The organism is Anabaena sp. WA102 (assembly GCF_001277295.1).
Lineage (GTDB): Bacteria > Cyanobacteriota > Cyanobacteriia > Cyanobacteriales > Nostocaceae > Dolichospermum > Dolichospermum heterosporum.
Genome location: NZ_CP011456.1, coordinates 732,886 through 752,321 on the forward strand (window position 1 = coordinate 732,886; position 19,436 = coordinate 752,321).

At 36.7% G+C, this 19,436-nt stretch carries 17 protein-coding genes; 7 read left to right on the forward strand and 10 right to left on the reverse strand.

The annotated features are described in order from the left end of the window. Positions 1-26: 26 nt before the first annotated feature. A complete protein-coding gene (locus tag AA650_RS27515; RefSeq protein WP_168635757.1) occupies positions 27-173 on the forward strand; it encodes a hypothetical protein in 147 nt (48 codons plus the stop codon). A gap of 86 nt (positions 174-259) precedes the next feature. Then, a complete protein-coding gene (locus AA650_RS27520; protein WP_199924367.1) occupies positions 260-406 on the forward strand; it encodes a hypothetical protein in 147 nt (48 codons plus the stop codon). Positions 407-502: 96 nt separating this feature from the next. Here the strand turns inward: AA650_RS27520 and AA650_RS02930 are convergent, their stop codons facing one another. Continuing rightward, positions 503-2,155 (reverse strand): AAA-like domain-containing protein, encoded by a 1,653-nt coding sequence (locus AA650_RS02930; protein WP_053537894.1) that lies wholly within the window; start codon positions 2,153-2,155, stop codon positions 503-505. Positions 2,156-2,615: 460 nt separating this feature from the next. On the opposite strand from AA650_RS02930, the gene metK reads away from it, so the two are divergent. Continuing rightward, the gene (metK, locus tag AA650_RS02935; RefSeq protein WP_053541169.1) at positions 2,616-3,857 is read left to right on the forward strand and encodes a methionine adenosyltransferase; all 1,242 of its coding nucleotides are present in this window, start codon (positions 2,616-2,618) and stop codon (positions 3,855-3,857) included. 374 nt (positions 3,858-4,231) lie between these two features. Here the strand turns inward: metK and AA650_RS02940 are convergent, their stop codons facing one another. Further along, positions 4,232-4,690 carry a pentapeptide repeat-containing protein gene (locus tag AA650_RS02940; RefSeq protein ID WP_053537895.1) on the reverse strand — a complete coding sequence of 153 codons (459 nt, stop codon included), beginning with the start codon at positions 4,688-4,690 and terminating at the stop codon, positions 4,232-4,234. 354 nt (positions 4,691-5,044) lie between these two features. Here AA650_RS02940 and AA650_RS02945 point away from each other — a divergent pair, with 354 nt between their 5' ends. Then, a complete protein-coding gene (locus tag AA650_RS02945) occupies positions 5,045-6,055 on the forward strand; it encodes an adenosine deaminase (protein ID WP_053537896.1) in 1,011 nt (336 codons plus the stop codon). A 211-nt stretch (positions 6,056-6,266) separates the two neighbouring features. Here AA650_RS02945 and AA650_RS02955 read toward each other — a convergent pair whose 3' ends face one another. Beyond that, positions 6,267-6,602: a rhodanese-like domain-containing protein gene (locus tag AA650_RS02955; RefSeq protein ID WP_053537898.1), complete on the reverse strand. Its 336-nt coding sequence runs from the start codon at positions 6,600-6,602 to the stop codon at positions 6,267-6,269. Positions 6,603-6,778: 176 nt separating this feature from the next. Here AA650_RS02955 and mutL point away from each other — a divergent pair, with 176 nt between their 5' ends. Further along, positions 6,779-8,437: a DNA mismatch repair endonuclease MutL gene (gene mutL / locus AA650_RS02960; protein WP_053537899.1), complete on the forward strand. Its 1,659-nt coding sequence runs from the start codon at positions 6,779-6,781 to the stop codon at positions 8,435-8,437. 106 nt (positions 8,438-8,543) lie between these two features. Here the strand turns inward: mutL and AA650_RS02965 are convergent, their stop codons facing one another. From AA650_RS02965 to AA650_RS02990, 6 genes are all read right to left on the reverse strand, one after another. Further along, on the reverse strand, positions 8,544-9,203 hold the full coding sequence (locus tag AA650_RS02965; RefSeq protein ID WP_234413274.1) for an Hsp70 family protein: 660 nt from the start codon (positions 9,201-9,203) through the stop codon (positions 8,544-8,546). A 159-nt stretch (positions 9,204-9,362) separates the two neighbouring features. Next, entirely contained in the window at positions 9,363-9,914 is a 552-nt protein-coding gene (locus AA650_RS02970) for a nucleotide exchange factor GrpE (RefSeq protein WP_053537900.1), read from the reverse strand. A gap of 72 nt (positions 9,915-9,986) precedes the next feature. Further along, positions 9,987-10,199 carry a DUF2997 domain-containing protein gene (locus AA650_RS02975; protein WP_015079055.1) on the reverse strand — a complete coding sequence of 71 codons (213 nt, stop codon included), beginning with the start codon at positions 10,197-10,199 and terminating at the stop codon, positions 9,987-9,989. A 91-nt stretch (positions 10,200-10,290) separates the two neighbouring features. After that, entirely contained in the window at positions 10,291-10,665 is a 375-nt protein-coding gene (locus AA650_RS02980) for a DUF1257 domain-containing protein (RefSeq protein WP_053537901.1), read from the reverse strand. Between the two features lie 85 nt (positions 10,666-10,750). Further along, positions 10,751-12,340: an AAA family ATPase gene (locus tag AA650_RS02985; protein WP_053537902.1), complete on the reverse strand. Its 1,590-nt coding sequence runs from the start codon at positions 12,338-12,340 to the stop codon at positions 10,751-10,753. A gap of 115 nt (positions 12,341-12,455) precedes the next feature. Continuing rightward, complete coding sequence (locus tag AA650_RS02990) at positions 12,456-13,490, reverse strand: HEPN domain-containing protein (protein ID WP_053537903.1); 1,035 nt, start codon at positions 13,488-13,490, stop codon at positions 12,456-12,458. Positions 13,491-15,359: 1,869 nt separating this feature from the next. Here AA650_RS02990 and AA650_RS02995 point away from each other — a divergent pair. Then, positions 15,360-15,749 (forward strand): DUF1815 family protein, encoded by a 390-nt coding sequence (locus AA650_RS02995; protein ID WP_039200949.1) that lies wholly within the window; start codon positions 15,360-15,362, stop codon positions 15,747-15,749. 419 nt (positions 15,750-16,168) lie between these two features. On the opposite strand, the gene AA650_RS03000 is transcribed toward AA650_RS02995, so the two are convergent. Next, complete coding sequence (locus AA650_RS03000) at positions 16,169-17,008, reverse strand: alpha/beta fold hydrolase (protein ID WP_053537904.1); 840 nt, start codon at positions 17,006-17,008, stop codon at positions 16,169-16,171. Positions 17,009-17,803: 795 nt separating this feature from the next. Between AA650_RS03000 and metG the strand changes: the two genes are divergently transcribed. Next, positions 17,804-19,399, forward strand: coding sequence for a methionine--tRNA ligase (metG, locus tag AA650_RS03005; protein ID WP_039200952.1), 1,596 nt, complete (start codon positions 17,804-17,806; stop codon positions 19,397-19,399). The last annotated feature ends 37 nt before the right edge of the window (positions 19,400-19,436 follow it).

Here is a 19,436-nt window from a genome sequence, read left to right on the forward strand (position 1 = left end):
GGGGGATCTACTTTGTTATATTTTAAATGACATCAACTAATCTTGCAAGCGATCGCAGAAATAAAGCCGATACAAATTACATAGCCCGCCTCAGAATGAATTCTGAGTCTAATAGCAAAAGTCGTCTAAAGACGACTGAAGAAAAATTCACAGTCCGTTTCAACGGACTTTAGTTATTAGCCCAGAACTAAAGTTCAGGGCGGTTTATGTTTATAACAAAATAACTCTGGTTAGATTTAGTTAATTGTCATTATTTTAAATGACATCAATTAATCTTGCAAGCGATCGCAGAAATAAAGCCGATACAAATTACATAGCCCGCCTCAGAATGAATTCTGAGTCTAATAGCAAAAGTCGTCTAAAGACGACTGAAGAAAAATTCACAGTCCGTTTCAACGGACTTTAGTTATTAGCCCAGAACTAAAGTTCAGGGCGGTTTATGTTTATAACAAAATAACTCTGGTTAGATTTAGTTAATTGTCATTATTTTAAATGACATCAATTAATCTTGCAAGCGATCGCTAAAATAAAGCCGATATAAATTACACAGGGGAATTACCTTATTACCTTTTGATTCTGCCAATCCCATGCTTTTTAATTTAAAAGCATAAATTGGTTCTAAGGTAACAGCATCATCACTATTAACCAATTTTAACATAGCTGATTTTAGTTGTTTATTTTCTTCTAAAATCAAAAGATGACGATATAAATGGTCTTCATATAATCCTTCTTCAGTGGGAGCAATTGCTAAAAATTGCTTTAAAGTTAAGTCGTTAGTAGCAATATGATATAATGCTGTTCTCACCAAATAAGGATGACCGTCAATCATCCCCATTAATTGATTAATTTCTGTATCTGACCATTGCAATCCATGTCGTTTAACTAAATCCTGAACCTGTGCTAAACTAAACTTATTTAAATCAATTGGTAAACCCACATTAAAAGGAGATTTATTCACATCCAAAGAAATATAAACTTCTTGAGAATGGGAAATAACTAATCTCAGTTTTTGCCAAGTTTCATTATTTTTGCCTTTTTCATGCCATGAACGTAACATAGTGAAAAATTCATCAGCAATTTCACTATATTGAAAGATTCTATCTACCTCATCTAATCCTAGAATTACAGGCTGTTTCAATTCTTTCAAAAGATAGGATTGGAAGTAATTTGTACAATTAGTTTGACTGCTATAACGTTGAGGTTTCCAATATTGATCTATCTTTTCTTCAATCCCTAATTCTAAACTGATATTGGCACAAAAAGACTCTAGAAAACTATCCAGATTTTTAAATAATTCTCGACTCCATAAATTAATAAATCCTGTTTGATAACCTTGCTTTTCTCCTTGACCTAAAATCCTACTCATTAATGAAGTTTTCCCCATTTGTCGAGGTGCTTTAATCCTAATTAATGCCCCAGGTTTTACAATAGCAGTATAACAGTTAACTTCAATGGGAGGACGTTCAACATAGAAAGGGGAATTTAGAGGAACTTGACCATCTAAATTTTCAAAAGGAATATTAATATCTCTTGGTTGAATAGGTTCAGATTTCGACTCAGATACACCCTGAATAATAGCTTTTTTAGTCGTTGCATCTTTTGTCCTCAAAACTGGAGTTAAATGCTCTGGAATATTTTCCATTTCAATCGCATTACATCCTAAATCAAAAGCACTTTTAATTGATTGTCCTGCAAATAAAGTATCGTAGAAACCAATAGCAAATTGTTTAGCGGCTTGATCACCAATTTTTTGATTCATCCCGACGACATAATTAACATAAGGATAAATACCTTCTGCTTGTACATCTGAATAACAAGCATTGAGAAAAACACAATCAATAAAAAATATTTCTTGTAATGCTTTAAACAATTTGGCTAAAGGAGCAACTTTAACTAAAAAGGCTTCTCCATTATCTGCCATTAAAGCTAAACCCTGTTCTCCTCCACCATGTCCTGAGAAATGCACAATATCTGGCTTATGATCTAATAGGGTACGACGAAATTCTTGAGGACGGACTGCTTCTCCTATACTAATTTCAAATTGTTCACGGTTTTGGGAACGCTCCCAAGCACTTTTGATTTCCCTGACTTCTTCACTTACACGCAACGGTTTTGTGTTGGTGGGGTTAGCGGTTAAAATAAGAATTTTTTTCATCACCGTCGTTTTATAAAGATATAGTTACCAATACTGTGTATGTGAAGTATTGTATCCTTTATAGTTACCAAAACCGTAACGGTGATCAAATCTCAGGCTATTTAGAGGTTGTTTGAAAAGTATTATATGAAACCCATAATCTCCAAAAACCTAACCCCCCTTCCCCCCTTCCCTACAAGGGAATGGGGGTTTTAAAGCCTCTCCCCTGGTAGGGGAGAGGTTTGGAGAGGGGTCTGTTTACACATTAAAAACTTTTAAAACATCCTCTTAGAACTTCAACAACAAGATCCCCGACTTCTCAAAGAAGTCGGGGATCTGAGTGCCTCTTGTTATACACACAAGCCTTTAGACACTGGGATAAAAGATACTTATTCCAAAAACTGTAAATATTGTTATGATTTCAGAAATTAGTAACTGATGTATCTCATCAGTGAAAACATTCTTTCAGGAGGAAATTCCTTTGTCTCGACGCTATTTATTTACTTCCGAGTCAGTTACAGAAGGTCATCCAGATAAAATTTGTGATCAAATCTCGGATACCATCATTGACGCGCTATTAGCAGAAGACCCTAATAGCCGTGTAGCAGCAGAAGTTGTAGTTAATACTGGTTTGGTGCTAATTACTGGAGAAATTACCACTAAAGCTCATGTCAATTACGTCAATCTTGCCCGTAAAAAAATTGCGGAAATTGGCTATACTGACGCTGGTAACGGCTTTTCTGCGGATAGCGCTAGTGTTCTAATTGCCTTGGATGAACAATCAGCGGATATTGCTCAAGGTGTAAATACTGCTAAAGAAGCCAGAACCGAGGATAGTGAAGAACTATTCGATAAAATCGGCGCTGGTGATCAAGGGATCATGTTTGGTTTTGCTTGTAACGAAACCCCAGAACTGATGCCTTTACCCATCAGTTTAGCACACCGCATTGCCCGAAGATTGGCAGGAGTTCGCAAAGCTGGTATTCTCCCTTATCTGCGTCCTGATGGTAAAACCCAAGTTACCATTGTTTATGAAGATGGCAAACCTGTAGGCATTGACACCATCTTAATTTCTACCCAACATACAGCTACCATTGGGGATATTACCGATGATGCTGGGGTACAGGCTAAGATTAAGGCTGACCTGTGGACAGAAGTAGTAGAACCTATATTTGGTGATATTGCTATCAAACCAAGTGAGGAAACCAAGTTTTTAGTTAACCCCACTGGTAAGTTTGTCATTGGTGGACCCCAAGGAGATTCCGGTTTAACAGGACGGAAAATCATTGTTGATACCTACGGTGGTTATTCTCGACATGGTGGTGGTGCATTCTCCGGTAAAGACCCCACGAAAGTAGATCGTTCTGCGGCTTATGCGGCTCGTTATGCAGCAAAAAATATTGTTGCGGCTGGGTTAGCAGAAAAATGTGAAGTGCAGCTAAGTTACGCCATTGGTGTAGCGCGTCCTGTCAGTATCTTTGTTGATACTTTCGGTACAGGTAAAGTGGATGATGAAATTCTGTTGAACTTAGTCAAAGAAAACTTTGAACTCCGGCCAGCGGGAATTATCCATGTGTTCAATTTACGTAACTTACCAAGTGAAAGAGGCGGACGTTTTTATCAGGACGTTGCAGCTTATGGTCATTTAGGAAGAACGGATTTGGATTTACCCTGGGAACACACTGATAAGGTAGACGTTTTAAAGAAAGCGGCGTTTGCTTAATCAGTTAGTTTAATACCCAGACTTAATTTGAGGTTATAGACAGTTTAAATATCTATAGCCTCTTTTTTTTGGAGTTTCCTAAGAGACTTCCAAGAAATAAATTATCCTAAGAAACGAACCACAGAGGCACAGAGTACACAGAGAGAGAATTTCTGCATCAGTTTTGGGACATTTTTTTATTTGGAAGTCTCTAAGTTAATAGGACTTACGCATTGACAACTTTTACTAAAGATGGATTGCGGTTTTTCGTCTCTTGTAGGGTGCGTCAGACCCGATAATTTAACCACATTAGCCATATTTTTCCATCTGACGCACCCTACGCATAAAACATATCATGTCTAATTTGTATAGTGCGTAAGTCCTAGTTAATCTACTTAATCCCAGTCAGGAAAGTTAGCTCCATCTTCGCCACCAATACCAATCCCTGTGTTATATATGCCAGCATCGGTAATGTTAAGATTGTCCATTGATGCTTGATAGACGTTGGAATCATTAATTGTGGCGCGGGTAAGATTTGCGCCGTTTAAGTTAGCTTTTTTCAAATTGACGTTGGTAACAAAGGCTGATGTTAAGTTAGCACCTGCTAAGTTTGCTCCGGTCAAGTCAGCACCTTCTAAGTTAGCATTTGTAAGGTTAGCACCCTGAAGATTTGCGCCTCGTAAGTCTGCACCAATTAAATGAGTACCACTGAGGTTGAGTCCTGATAGGTTACATTGGACACATTCTCTAGTTGACAAAAGTTTCTGTAAATCTTTTTGGCTGCCAGCTTGAACTGAACTAGCTAGAAACAGGGGAGTTATCAAGGCCATAACGGCTAATAGTTGAAGTTTCATAAAATTTCCCCCTCTCACAATATAGTTATGTCCGTTCTTTGCCTCACGAATTCATTATCTCACTAATTAGCTAAAAAATGTTGATTTAAACTACAAGCTTGATATTTCTTTTTATAAATCAGTAATTGGGAATAAGTAGGTGAACACAATAAAACCAAACTGTGTAAAGAAATGTAAAATCGCCCAAACCCTCTTCACTCTTGCCTCTTGCATGAGTGCCTTTTGCCTTGCCATAACGACAATTTTCAACACCAACCTACTTAGACAATTGGTAAACTGCGTCAATTCGTAAGTCCTAGTTTTTTATAGTGGTTTTTGTTAAGATTGATGAAATTTTTCTGGTGAAATACCACTATGGCTTTATATGCAGAATTACATCGGCATTTAGGTGGTTCCGTTGTCCCTCGTGTCCTATGGCGATATTTCCAGCGTCATAATACTGAGTTGATTTCTCGCTTTGGTGAATATGCAGAGTTTGAAGATTTTTATACTCGTCCTCGTAATACTTTGGATGAATATCTAGAATTGCATACCCTTGTGGAAAGTGTGCAAACGGTGGAGACTTTACCTTACTTTATTTACCGCTTATTACGCGGTGCTTATATTTTTGAGAATTTGGCTTATTTGGAATTACGCTATACTCCCTATTTACGAACTCCTGAACATTTGAGTCAAGAGGAAAGAATTGATAAGATGGCGGAGATTGTAGATGTTGTGGGTAAATCTAGTCATGTACCCGAATATCCCATTGTTACTAGTCAAATTCTTTGTATGCACTCCCGTTTATCTTTTGAGGTAAATAAGGCAATTATTGATTTGGCGGCGCAAAATAGAGAATATGTTTGTGCGATAGATGTGGCTGGTGGCGATCGCTATTATGATGAACGCATGGAAGAATGGATTAGTTTATATAATTATGCCCATTCACTGGGTATTAACACCACAGGGCATCTTTATGAAACTAAGGATGGTTGTTATCCAGAATTGTTACCCTATTTAATGCGAATTGGTCACGGAATCCAAGTTCCGCTTTTGTATCCTGAATTGCTGCCAGAAATTGCCAGAAGAGGACAATGTTTAGAGGTTTGTCCAACAACTTATTTAAAAACAGGGACTTTACAGGATATTCGGCAACTCAAGTTGGTTTTTGACCGATGTTTTGAAGCTGGGGTGGATATCGCTATTTGTACGGATAATGCGGGTTTACATAATGTGCGTCTTCCCTTTGAATATGAAAATCTTTTGACTTACGACATTATCAATTTTCAACAGTTACAAGCTTGTCAAGAGGCAGCTTTCCGTCATGCTTTCGCTTGGCCTCATAGTCAACGTCCAGCATCTTTGTTAACTGGGTTGTTGAGGTAGGTGACAGGTAAGTTGGGGGAGTCGGGGGAGTTGGGGGAGTTGGGGGAGTCGGGGGAGGCAAGATTCTTTTATCCCCAACCTCCCCAACCTCCCCTACCTCCTCTACCTCCCCTACCTCCCCAACCTCCCCAACCTCCCCTACCTCCCCAACCTCCCCAACCTCCCCAACCTCCCCAACCTCCCCAACCTCCCCCAACCTCCCCCTACTCCTTTAACCCTCTACCCCTTCTGTAGCACCGTTGATAGATTTCCAGGCTGATAAGCCACCGCCCAGTTCAGCTACTGTGGTAAAACCGAGGAATTGTAAGGTTCTCACAGCTTGGGCTGATTGGCTGTCATTTTCGCCATAAACATAGATTTGGCGTTCTCTGTAGAGGGATATTTGGGCGCGAGATTCTAAGTCATTGAGGGGGATAGAAATCGCTCCTGTGATGCGGCTATGATTGTATGTTGAGCGATCGCGCACATCAATAATTGTAAAAGCAGGTTGACCCCATAGAAGACTGTTCTTTAAGTCGTTAACATCAGCAACTAAATTAATACTCATAAGCTTTTCTCTGCTTCTAATCTAATCAGAAATTTACCAAATATCCCTTCTTAATTCGTATTTCTTTAGAATGACAGCAGATTTAAGAAATTAATATTTTGCAGTCATAATATTGTAAGCTAATTATCTAACCGTAAAGACAATTTTTAATTTTTAATTAGTAATTTTTAATGATAATGGCATCTACAATTCAAGCTTTACCAACAGAGGTTGTATATCTAATTACGGCAGGAGAAGTAATTGACTCTTGGGTAGCTGTTGTCAGGGAGTTGGTGGAAAATTCCCTAGATGCTGGAGCAACACGCATTGTCGTTTCTTTATGGCCGCAAATGTGGCGAGTTCGTGTGGCTGATAATGGTTGTGGCATGAATTTGGATGATTTACAACAAGCCGCAACTGCCCACAGTACCAGTAAGATTCATTCTAGTGCAGATTTATGGAAAATCAGCAGTTTGGGATTTCGTGGTGAGGCGCTACATAGTTTAACGACTTTGGCAGATTTAGAAGTTTTAAGTCGTCCTTTGGGGGGAAGTGAAGGTTGGCGAGTTGCTTATAATAATGAAGGAGAAGTATCACAAGTAGAAGTGGTAGCGATCGCACCGGGTACAGTAGTAACAGTTAATAATTTATTTGCTAATTATGAAGCTCGTCGTCAGGGTTTACCGGCGACAAATCAGCAATTAAAGGCTGTACAAAATGTCATTCAACAGATAGCTTTGTGTCATCCTCATGTTAATTATCAAATTTGGCAAAATGACAAAGAATGGTTTACGATTTGTCCCGCACCAACTGTGGGAAAACTAATTCCCCAAATTCTCCCCCAGGTGCGACAAGGTGATTTACATGAGGTGAATTTACAAATACCAAATCTGGAAAATTCGTCTTTGCATTTGGTGATAGGATTACCCGATAGATGCCATCGTCATCGTCCTGATTGGGTAAAAGTGGCAATTAATGGCAGAATGATTAAAACGCCAGAACTAGAACAGACAATATTTTCAGCCTTTCATAAGATATTACCACGCGATCGCTATCCCGTTTGTTTTCTACACTTAACTATTTCCCCAGAACAAATTAACTGGAATCGTAACCCAGCCAAAACAGAAATTTATCTCAATGAACTAACTTTTTGGCAAGAACAAATTACTGAAGCTATTCACAAATCTCTGCGGATTTCGGAAACCAATATAAAAGAATCCATTCACACAACCAGAGTTAGTAATTTATTGAAAGTCGCAGAATCAAAAGGTGAATATAACTTCAACTCTCAAAAATCCCAAAGTAGTGAAAATCAAACCTATTTAAAAGCCATTGCCCAACTGAGTAATACTTATATTGTTGCTGAACATTCTGGAGGAATGTGGTTAGTAGAACAACATATAGCCCATGAACGAGTATTATATGAACAATTATGTGATAGTTGGCAATTAGTAGCTGTAGAAACCCCAATTATTATTTATCAATTATCACAAGCCCAGGTTTCCCAATTACAACGCATTGGTTTAGATATAGAACCATTTGGTGATAACCTTTGGGCAGTGCGTAACATTCCTATCATGTTAAAACAACGAGAAGATTGTGCAGAAGCAATTTTAGAATTAAGTTGGGGAGGGGATTTACAAACTGCTCAAGTTGCTGTTGCTTGTCGGAGTGCAATTCGCAATGGCACAAAAATGAGTTTACCAGAAATGCAGACCTTATTAGATAATTGGGAACGTACCCGCAACCCGCGCACCTGTCCTCATGGTAGACCGATTTATTTATCTTTGGAAGAATCAGCACTAGCACGGTTTTTCCGACGTAATTGGGTAATTGGCAAAAGTCATGGAATTTGAAATATTTTATTGAACTATACTCAAAACGGCTTGATTGTTTGATTCTAAACGTCTGGGTTCTTTGTTATTTGGCAAAAGTTTAAATCAGTTTAAATCTCACCCGTGTTTAGTATAAAACTGCGCGTAAACTGTTATTTTCATCAGAATTATTCACAGTTTTAACTAAGCTTAAATCGAGAGTTCCCCCACCAAAATCAACCACTAAAATTAACTTATCAGGGCGTTTTACAGCATATCCTAAAGCTGCTGCTGTAGATTCATCAACAATGGAAACTTGAGGAACATTTAATTTTTGACCTAAATCTCGAAACCAATCTAAATAACGTTCAAAAGCACCAACGGGAACAGTAAAAATTAAATGACTAGGTTCGATATTTTGCTTTTTAATTTCTGTCCAAATAGTTTGGATAAACAACTCAGAAACAGAAATAGCATTATAATTTATCCCATCAATTTGTCTTGCTGGTGGTTGATAATCTTCAGCTAAATCACGTTTAAACTTTTTAAATAACCGTTCAGGAGGATAAGCTTGAGAAAGTCCTAATCTTTGACTACGAACACCTTCACCTAATATAATATTATTACCTGATTTAATAAACATTAAACTGGGAATAATCGGAAATTCTACTCTTTCACCTTGAGGAGTAACATCCACAAATACACGGGATAAATTAGGAAAACGTAAACTTTTAGGTTGTTGAGTATCAGCTTCTAAAATACTAATTACAGTATTGCTTGTACCAAAATCAATTGCGATAGTTGTCATAATTTAAGTAGGTTGGGTTAAGCGAAGTGCAACCCAACAAAAATGATAGATAATTGATATCTTGATGTTGGGTTAAGACAGAATAAATATATGATCTAAAAAATTGTAAGCAGTAAATGTTGGGTTTCGTTCCTCAACCCAACCTACAAATTCATGAGTTTAAGTATTATTGAATCCTGGGGGAAGAGTGCGACTAACTTTAGCAGGATAGAGAACTTTATCACCATCTTGATAACCAATAAAACGAACATAGACTAATTCCCCTTCTTGAATATCATCACTATCAGCTTGATGTAATTGGGGATTATAATTAACCTGTTCCCAAGTTTCCCCAATAGCAGTATAACCCCAATTAGTAATTAAATTATCTAAAGATGTAAATAGAGAAACTAAGTTTTTAGCAGGTAAGTCAGGTTTAGCTAAAGCCATTTTTTTGACTGTGGGATAATTGCTGAGTAAAGTTTGTAATTGGGTAAAAGTTTCATGTTGAAAATCACTTTGTAATTGTTGAGATTGTTGTTTTAATTCTTCTCGTAGTCGTTGACATTGAATTTCTAACTCTTTAATCTTATGTTCTGTGTCTAGAGAAGTTACGGGTTGATTATTAATAGGTATATCTTGATTATTTGCTGGGAATAAAAACCGGAGAATAATATAAACGATGATTACGAGAATTACAGCAAAAGCAATATCATTAATTTGTTCTAGCATATTATTTGTTTATGTAGTTGGTGTTCAGATCCCCGACTTCTTAAAGAAGTCGGGGATCTAGTTTATTCTAGTTTATTGTTGTTGTAAAGATTGATTTTCGGAAGTGGTAATTAACTCATCATCTTGATAATATTCCGGTAACAATTCCTGAGATTCTATTTCTCCCAAGGACTTTTCTAACCCTTTTGTTGTTTCCACACAACTAGAACCGATTGCATTTAAAACCCGTTCCACAATTTTACCATCTTTACCAATGCGATATTCAACTTTTTGATATTCAGCCATAATGATTTTTCCTTTTGTCCTCAGATCCCCGACTTCTTACCTTATTTAATCATTTATTGATAAAATCTTAAAAAGAAGTCGGGGATCTTATTTAAACCCATCTACCAACTAAAACCCGCACCGTACCATCCTCTAAAACTTCCTCTTCTTCCACACTAAAACCCTCAGTTTGTATGGTTTCCATCAAAGTTTTATGGGCGTACTTTTGACTGATATTATTAATAAACTCCTGTTGATTAATTTTCGCACCCCAAAAATCTGCCACTAATTCATAACTTTCTTCATTTTTACGAAAACCTAAATCATAACCATTAGATTGCTTAATCACATATTCAGCATTAGTTTTATCACCCCTATAACCCCGAACTTGAGTATTTTGTTCAACTTGATAACCTAACTCTTGCAAAACGTCAAGCAAAACTTCACCCTGTTTAATTTGCACCTTGATAGTTGTAAAATGAGACATAAAAAATCAACTCCTATAAAAAATATCTCCAAAACCTCTTCCCTCCGCGTCCTCCGCGCCTCTGCGGTTCGTTTTCTTTTATTATTTAATCCACCTCCAAAGGACCCAAACCCTGCTGCTGAGAATAAACCTTCAACTCCTCAATTAACAGCGTATCAACAGAAGCCGTTCTTGCGCCAGCTTCCGCAGCCCAGCGTTTTAAACTAGTAATTTGTTCCTTAGCAATAGCCGCCAAAGGAACAGTTTCCGACACCGCAGCTAAAATATCTTCAGTGTTAAAATCCCGCCTATTACCATCAATTAAACTACCAAAAGCGCGGTGCATACCATCAATAATTACCTGTTGAATTTCAGCACCGCTAAAGTTTTCGCTATGATTTGCGAGTCTTTGTAAATCAAATTCTCGCAGTCGGGAAGGACGGATTTTTTGCAAGTGGACTTTAAAAATATCATGGCGTTCTTTTTCTGTGGGTAAATTTAAAAAGAATATTTCATCAAATCGCCCTTTTCTTAATAACTCGGCTGGTAATATTTGCACGTTATTAGCAGTAGCTACCATAAACACCGGACTGGTTTTTTCTTGCATCCAGGTAATGAGTGTACCAAATACCCGGCGCGATGTTCCAGAGTCACCATCTACACCACTATTAATATTACCAAATGCCTTATCTATTTCATCCATCCATAATACACAGGGTGATATTGCTTCTGCTAATTGTATCATTTGCCGAATGCGACTTTCACTTTCTCCCACTATACCCCCAAATAATCTCCCCACGTCCAAACGTAACAATGGTAAACGCCATTCATGGGCGATAGTTTTGGCTGATAATGATTTACCTGTTCCTTGGATTCCTACTAATAAAATGCCTTTGGGGTTGGGGATTCCATAACGTCGTGCTTCTTCGGTAAAAGCATCTTGACGCATTCGCACCCACTGTTTGAGATTTTCTAAGCCACCGACGTTTTTTAATGATTCATTGGCGGTGTAAAATTCTAAGATTCCGGTTTGGCGAACTGCTTGTTTTTTCTCTTCTAAAACTCTATCAATATCTGTTTCGTTGACTTGTCCTTTTGCTGCTAAAGCGGCGGCTAAAACTCTTCTAATTCTGGCGCGACTTAATCCTTGACAGGCTTTGATTAATTGTTCTTTTCCTAGTCCATTTAAGTTAAGTTTTTCGGGGACTATTAATTGCTGAATTAAATAATCAATTTCTTCGATGTTGGGTAAGGGAAAATCAATTACTGTAACTTCTTCTTGTAGTTCTGGGGGAATGGTTAATATATGACTGGTGAGGACGAGGGTTTGGCGTGTGCGTTTGAGTTGACGGGTGAGGTTTTTGATAGCACGAATTACGGGAGCATTTTTTTCTGTTTCGGAGTTTTTGAGGATAAAATGGATGTCTCGCAATACAAAAATTATGGTTGTATTTTCTGGGGTTTTGGTAATTCTTGATAATGCACCCATGACAGAACCTTTATCAGTTCCGTTGTCATCCCAACCGGTGACGATATCCCATAATAATAGTTGTCGTGGTGTCTGGGATATTTGGGTGAGTTGTTGCAGGACTTGTTCTATTGGTTCTTCTTCGACTCCGACTATATATAGTAGGGGATAGCGGGCGCGAAGCATTAAGTCTATTTGTTGGAGTAGTTGTTGATGGGGGTTATTCATTATGTATGAATAGGGGGATTAGTTGTTAGTTTATTGGATTTTTAATTTGTAGGTAATAATTGTAATTTGTTAAGTAATTTATGACAGAAAATGCCACATAATTATTTTAACTGTATTAATCAAAATCACAATTATCATCCTCTAATTGATCATAATATTCTGATATTTCCGAAGAATATTCATGACCATACATAGCTTCCTCTAAAGGCATATAAAGTTTTCCGCTTATTAATTGAAAGATATTTAATACAGCGTCTATCATACCTACTGCTTGCTCTGAGGAGACGGGCGTAATATCATATCTAGACTTAGCATTGTTATGGAAAAAAGAATATTTTTTTATCTCTGATTCTATATTTTCAGGAAAAGGAATAATTTGCCTGTAATCTTGAACTATTTTTAGTAAATTGTGTCCATATTTGTTACTTCTTAAAGTTGTCAGTAAGTCTTCAATTTCTTGACCCAGCATTAAATTTTCTGAAATAACACAAGCTTTTAATAGCTTTTCAATTGCTTGTGAAAGCGGAAAAATTACGAATTGATAATTATTGGTGCTGGTATTTTTTAAAGTAAGAATAGCAAGATTCAAATCCTCAATAGCAAGAGAAAGAAAATTTATTGTTTCAGCAGCTAAGTAAAAATCATCATCCTGAAGACCGATAAAATCATTTTCACTTTTTTCTCTTTCATCCCGCCAAATAATAACAGATTTTAGATTGTCTATGGCTTTCCATTGTATTTTTACTTTTTTAAGTTCATCACGTAAAAATTTAATTTCTTGTTCTGTTAAATCTTGTATTATGACTTCTGGTAAATTTGTATTATCAGGGATACTGTAATATTCACCTGTTAATTTCCCCACATAAATATAATAAATACCTCCTTGCAGAAAAAATGGTTTCTCTTGGATGAAATTCTTGACATTTATTTTAATCATATAATTTTTTCTATACCAACTATCAATGTTCATCAATAATGATATAGTCTTTGTATCTAAATGAAAAGAATCAATATTAATATTAAGAGCATGGCATATTTCCCTCTGAACAATATAAACTCTGTCAAAAATAGATATATTTTCACTTGCCAATCTGCGATCTATATTAGCTACTAATTGAGCTATTTTAGCATCTATTTCATCTTGGTTCATTTTAAATTCATCCTCAGATATTACTTAAAAACAGCCTTATTTAGACAATTATAATCTAGCCATATCCCAGAATATAAATCAGAAACCTTCGTTAGTTAAAGTGCCTGATGACTAGTTATAAATCTGTATAGTTTAGATAGTCTCATCTATCAACCATCAAATTACAATCCTGTCAATCCTTCAATCCTGGATATCCTGATTCAGACAAAATATTAAGTAAATAGTCATCAACCATCAAATAACCATCCTGTAAATCCTTTCATCCTGGGTATCCTGATATGGCTTACGCCACGCTACGCTATCAGACAAATACAAACTTGACGAAATTGAAAATATAGCCTAATATGGAAATATAGGATGCAGCAGACATGATTTAGGCATTGAAAGATAGTCTAAACATGACATCCCGTTACCTGTATGGTCGAGGAATTCCGGTAAAGACGTTCTGAATACCAAAAATTGATTTTTGGCGAAGACTCCTCAAGGAGTCTTTGTTATTTAAGGACTGGGTAATTTTTTATTATTTAATAAGTTTTTAGCTATCACAAAAAAGCGAACTTTTTTGATTTTACCTATACCATCATATTTAGGGTAGGCGCTTTCTACGTGCAACCTCAGCTTTTTACTTTCCCGAAATACTGTAAAAACAACAAAATAATCAACTTCAATACCACTAGAATCTACAATTTTAACGGTTGCAAAGTTTCCATATCCAGCATGACATACTAATGTTGTGTTTTCACAAGCGTGGCGTAAGCCATATCAGGATGTCCAGGATTTAAGGATGTACAGGATGTGATTGGATGATTATTTGTTGTGTGGTGAATGTTGTGTTTGTCTGATAGCGAAGCGTGGCGTAAGCCATATCAGGATGTCCAGGATTTGAGGATGTACAGGATGTGATTGTTTAGTTATTGGTTGGTTGTTGATGATTAGTATGAATAAAGGTTAATTTTTATCAAATTAGTGTAATAATCAATACATCATTCATGTCTAGTAATTATCAAATAATCATCCTGTTAATCCTATAATCCTGGTTATCCTGATTCAGACAAAATATTAAATAAATGTATGAAGAAAGGTTCATTTTTATCAAATTATTGTAATAATCAATACATCATTCACGTCTAGTAATTATCAAATAATCATCCTGTTAATCCTATAATCCTGGTTATCCTGATTCTGACAAAATATTATAAGGAATGTGAATTAAATAAGGTGCAAAAGTAGGGTGTGTTAGCGACAGCGTAACGCACCATTCCAGGTTACATCAGAATTGCAGGTTATTAAATTTGCGTTCCTAAACTGAGTCATTAACCATCAAATTACAATCCTGTAAATCCTCTAATCCTAATCAGTGTTATGGAGGGTATTAAAAATATATATTAAAAACGATACATTAATTAAGTATATTCGACAATTGCGTTAATCTCAATCTATGCTATACCATTCGAGGTTTATTTGAAGTGGAGGTAAAAACACAAAGAACGAAAATAAGCGTTAGACTGAATAAATCATCTTAATATGGTTCTATATGACCTGTAATAGTGCCAGGTATGGCTTTAAAGAACTTGACTACGAAGGAATTTAAGCTAGGCTAATAAGGTCTAAATTTTATTAGGTACAGTTCCGACAGAGCAATAAAGCCAAAATGTAAATTTTAGTAATTGAGCCTGCTATAACTACCTGATAAATTGAATAGCCTGATACTTATTCAAGAATCGTTATCTACTAACCTAGACAAGTTAACTAATTAACGAACCCATGAAACACTAAAAATTGTAAAACCCATTTTACAACACCGATTCATGAGAAAATCTAAAGAAAATATAAAATAAACTCAAATGACTGTGGTGTCTGGAGGGACAAGTGTTTTTAAGACTAGCAAACGAGCATAGACAATTTGTTCAAGATTTAGTAATGAATTTGCAAGCTCTAGCAGTTGTACTAGAGAGGTATGGTTATCCGGCTTCTTGTTATACTTGCGGCGACCAAATGAACAGTGCATCTTTTATGGTAAGCTTAGGCGATAATCACTTAATTCGCTTTTTAGTATCCGATTATGGGATTACTTGGACAGAAATGCGTGATGATAGAGAGTTAATGAAGTTAGAGGGTGCAGAAGCAATTAATCAGTTAGAAGAATTAGCAACTCTTGTTAAAGAGGCGATGCAAACCTCTAGAGATATTGAGTATTCATCCCCGAAGAGTAAACGGATGTTACAGAATACAGCGGGAAGTGTGAAAACTCACCGATAATCTCCTGATAATATATTGGTATTTCAGGTTGCTAATAATCTCTCTGGAGAATTGCACATTGTAGGGGCAAGACCCTTTCGGACGCAAGCTAGATAAATTGCCCCTATACCCCATATACTAATACAACCGGGCTTCACACGGACTTGGTGAAAACCTGAGTTCGACATAAGATAAGTAGGTGAACACAATAAAACCAATCTGTGTAAAGAAAAGTAAAATCGCCCAAACCCTCTTCACTCTTGCTTCTTGCATGAGTGCCTCTTGCCTTGCCATAACGACGATTTTCAAGGCTAACCTACTTAATTTGTGGAAAACTGCCCCAAGTATGAGTCTCAAACCCTTATGATCTCGTTGAAAAAATCATAACTCCGTTCGCGTAGCGTCTCCGAAGGAGAAACTCCGAACTCCTAACACCGAACTCAGGTGGTGAAAATAGGACTGTCCGTTGATTTAGGAATTTTTGGTATATTAATATTAACTTCTAAAAAATCATTATCTTTGAGAATCTGATAGAGATTCACATCCTTCTCTAATAAACAGGCATGACCGCTATATGGTAGGATAAATGTTTGGGTATTTGGTAAAATACCTGCCAATCGAGTAATTTCACTTACAGAGGGTAATAAGCGATCGCTACCACTGCCAATGAGTAAAATTGGTTGTGTTAGCTGTTGTAGCTCTTTGCTATCAACCTGGAAATCTCGCAGTAAGGATAAGCGCCAATTTACAGTTTCTGATGGTAGGGAACGCATAGCTGTAAGTAGTGTATGGCGATCGCTTGGAGAAATCCGTTCTAATGATGCTAGAAACGGTAACAAACCCAACGCACCAACATTAAATAGAAATGATGGCACAAACTGAGTAGCCGGGGATATCCAATTAAACCAAGATTGCTGCTGCAAAGCCGAAGCAGGATTAATTAAGATAATACGCTTAAATAACTGCGGCGACTGGATAGCTACTTGTATTGCTAAACAACCACCAAAAGATTCACCACATAGATATATTGTCCGTTGACAGCTTTTTTCTAACTCAGCGTGAACCAAGTCCAAAACATTCTTCGCTAAAACATCCCAAGTGGCCAGACAGTTTTTGGGTATGGACAAGCAACGAATATCTAAACCAGAGGCTAATTCTGGGATTTGAGATTGCAATAACTCACCAGTCCCATCCATACCTGGTAAATAGATAAATAAAGGAGAATCTGATTCTACTGGATTTGGCGTTAAAAAACAAGGTTTAGGATCAACTGCTGGCATTTTACTTATTTTTATTCGTCTACTCTATCTTTAACTTTACCCTCTTCTGTATCCAGATAGGGATTGTGATGAAATTTTTATCTTTTCTCATCTGTCTAAAATCAACCTTTCCAGATAAAAAATCATCCACTCTGAAACCATAATTACAGAATTTATAGCAATTTGTATTCATGATATATAAGTATGTAAGTCAGCATTCAGTCGCTAGACATTAGCTAAATGCTGCGAGTAAATTTTTAATAGTTAGTTCAATGATTAATGGATTAAAAATTCCCAAACAAGGCTCGCTAAATTAGGAATTTCTAGAACAACAACCTAGTACATTACTCAAAATTACAACTAACAGTTTAGTCAATTATTACTGGGAATAATATGCAAAATCATATCCACACAATTAGTTATATCGCTAGATTTTCAGTTAGTGTATTCTCTGTAACTACTAAGGACAGAAACAGGTTTTACCATGATTATTAGTAAATATAGGACTCCTATTTGATTTTTGAACAGAACTCGGTACATACTGAAATCCTTCTTCCCTGTTCCCTGTTCCCTGTTCCCTGTTCCCTAACTCAACGGAAAATTCAGGAATCAAACCGGATTCCTATACTTTCTCTGATTTAGTTAAAAATCAGGTGGATTTATAGAAGTAATTAAACAATTCTTCAGTCCATAAACTTGTTATCCATCGCCAGGAGTTTGAAAAAAAAGTAGCAATGTTATATAATTACGTAGTTTTGTCTAAATCATCTAGATTATTAATAGAGAAAACTGATTAATAATTTGCTTTTATAGTCCATGAATCTTGTGAATAAAACAGAAAAGACTTTTGCACTGACCACACCACTATACTATGTCAACGATGTTCCGCATATTGGCAGTGCTTATACAACTATAGCAGCGGATGTAGTAGCCAGATTTAATCGCTTACAGGGACATCAAGTGCTACTAATTACAGGTACAGATGAACACGGGCAAAAAATTCAGCGTTCAGCAGCAAATTTAGGAAAACCACCACAAGATTTTTGTGATGAAATCGTTCCTAGTTTTCTTAACTTGTGGGATTTACTCGACATTCAATATGATCGCTTTAGTCGGACTACAGCACCCCGTCACCAAGCGATAGTGAAAGAGTTTTTTCAGCGAGTTTGGGAAACTGGTGACATCTACCAAGGACAACAGAAAGGTTGGTACTGCGTTTCCTGTGAAGAATTCAAGGAAGAACGGGATTTACTTGCAGACAAACACTGTCCCACCCATACTAACAAACAAGTAGAGTGGCGAGACGAGCAGAACTATTTTTTTCGCTTGTCTAAATATCAAACCCAGTTAGAGGAGTTTTACCAGTCCCACCCAGATTTTATCCAACCTGTCAGCAGACGGAATGAAGTTTTCAATTTTGTCGCTCAAGGTTTACAGGACTTTTCAATTTCCCGGGTAAATCTGGATTGGGGTTTTCCTGTACCTGTGAATTCTCAACATACATTATATGTGTGGTTTGATGCTTTGCTGGGTTATGTTACGGCATTGTTAGAACCAGATGCAGAACCAACTTTAGCTAATGCTTTACAAACATGGTGGCCGATTAACCTGCACCTGATTGGTAAAGATATTTTACGCTTTCATGCTGTGTACTGGCCAGCAATGTTGATGTCAGCAGGTTTACCTTTACCAGACAGGGTATTTGGACATGGTTTTTTAACTAAAGATGGTCAAAAAATGGGGAAGACTTTAGGTAATACCCTTGATCCTATTACTTTAGTGGAAAATTATGGTAGTGATGCCGTTCGTTATTACTTCCTTAAGGAAATCGAATTTGGTAAAGATGGCGATTTTAATGAAATAAGGTTCATTAATGTTTTGAATGCAGATTTGGCGAATGATTTAGGTAATTTGTTAAATCGGACTTTAAACATGGTGAAGAAATACTGTGCTAGTCAAGTACCGTCCATCAGCCAATCAGCTATTCCCATTGACAATCCTTTGAAAACAATGGGTTTGCAGTTAGGAGAAAAGGTGAAACAAGCATACACAGCATTAGCTTTCAATGAAGCCTGTCACTATGTTTTATCTCTGGTACAAGCCAGTAATAAGTTTATTGATGATCAAGCTCCTTGGTCATTATATAAACAAGGTAAGCAGGGGGAAGTGGAAGTGGTGCTATATGCGGTGCTGGAATCTGTAAGACTAGCAGCTTATCTTCTCTCCCCAATTATTCCTAATATCAGCAGTGATATTTATCAGCAATTAGGCTGGGGAATAAATTTTAATGAACAAAAAGAAAGTGCAATTTTAGCTCCTTTTTGTACCCACTCAACATGGGGAATATTATCCGATAAACAAATATTGGGAACGCCAAAACCAGTTTTTAAACGGATAGAAACATCAAAATAAAAGATTAATTTTGGGAACTGCGAATTTCTTAAAAAAC

Bases quoted from the DNA above. Each gene is read 5' to 3' on its own strand.
- AA650_RS27515 (WP_168635757.1), top strand. From the start codon at position 27: ATGACATCAACTAATCTTGCAAGCGATCGCAGAAATAAAGCCGATACA.
- AA650_RS27520 (WP_199924367.1), top strand. From the start codon at position 260: ATGACATCAATTAATCTTGCAAGCGATCGCAGAAATAAAGCCGATACA.
- AA650_RS02930 (WP_053537894.1), bottom strand. From the start codon at position 2,155: ATGAAAAAAATTCTTATTTTAACCGCTAACCCCACCAACACAAAACCG.
- AA650_RS02940 (WP_053537895.1), bottom strand. From the start codon at position 4,690: ATGAAACTTCAACTATTAGCCGTTATGGCCTTGATAACTCCCCTGTTT.
- AA650_RS02945 (WP_053537896.1), top strand. From the start codon at position 5,045: ATGGCTTTATATGCAGAATTACATCGGCATTTAGGTGGTTCCGTTGTC.
- AA650_RS02955 (WP_053537898.1), bottom strand. From the start codon at position 6,602: ATGAGTATTAATTTAGTTGCTGATGTTAACGACTTAAAGAACAGTCTT.
- mutL (WP_053537899.1), top strand. From the start codon at position 6,779: ATGGCATCTACAATTCAAGCTTTACCAACAGAGGTTGTATATCTAATT.
- AA650_RS02965 (WP_234413274.1), bottom strand. From the start codon at position 9,203: ATGACAACTATCGCAATTGATTTTGGTACAAGCAATACTGTAATTAGT.
- AA650_RS02970 (WP_053537900.1), bottom strand. From the start codon at position 9,914: ATGCTAGAACAAATTAATGATATTGCTTTTGCTGTAATTCTCGTAATC.
- AA650_RS02975 (WP_015079055.1), bottom strand. From the start codon at position 10,199: ATGGCTGAATATCAAAAAGTTGAATATCGCATTGGTAAAGATGGTAAA.
- AA650_RS02980 (WP_053537901.1), bottom strand. From the start codon at position 10,665: ATGTCTCATTTTACAACTATCAAGGTGCAAATTAAACAGGGTGAAGTT.
- AA650_RS02985 (WP_053537902.1), bottom strand. From the start codon at position 12,340: ATGAATAACCCCCATCAACAACTACTCCAACAAATAGACTTAATGCTT.
- AA650_RS02990 (WP_053537903.1), bottom strand. From the start codon at position 13,490: ATGAACCAAGATGAAATAGATGCTAAAATAGCTCAATTAGTAGCTAAT.
- AA650_RS03000 (WP_053537904.1), bottom strand. From the start codon at position 17,008: ATGCCAGCAGTTGATCCTAAACCTTGTTTTTTAACGCCAAATCCAGTA.
- metG (WP_039200952.1), top strand. From the start codon at position 17,804: ATGAATCTTGTGAATAAAACAGAAAAGACTTTTGCACTGACCACACCA.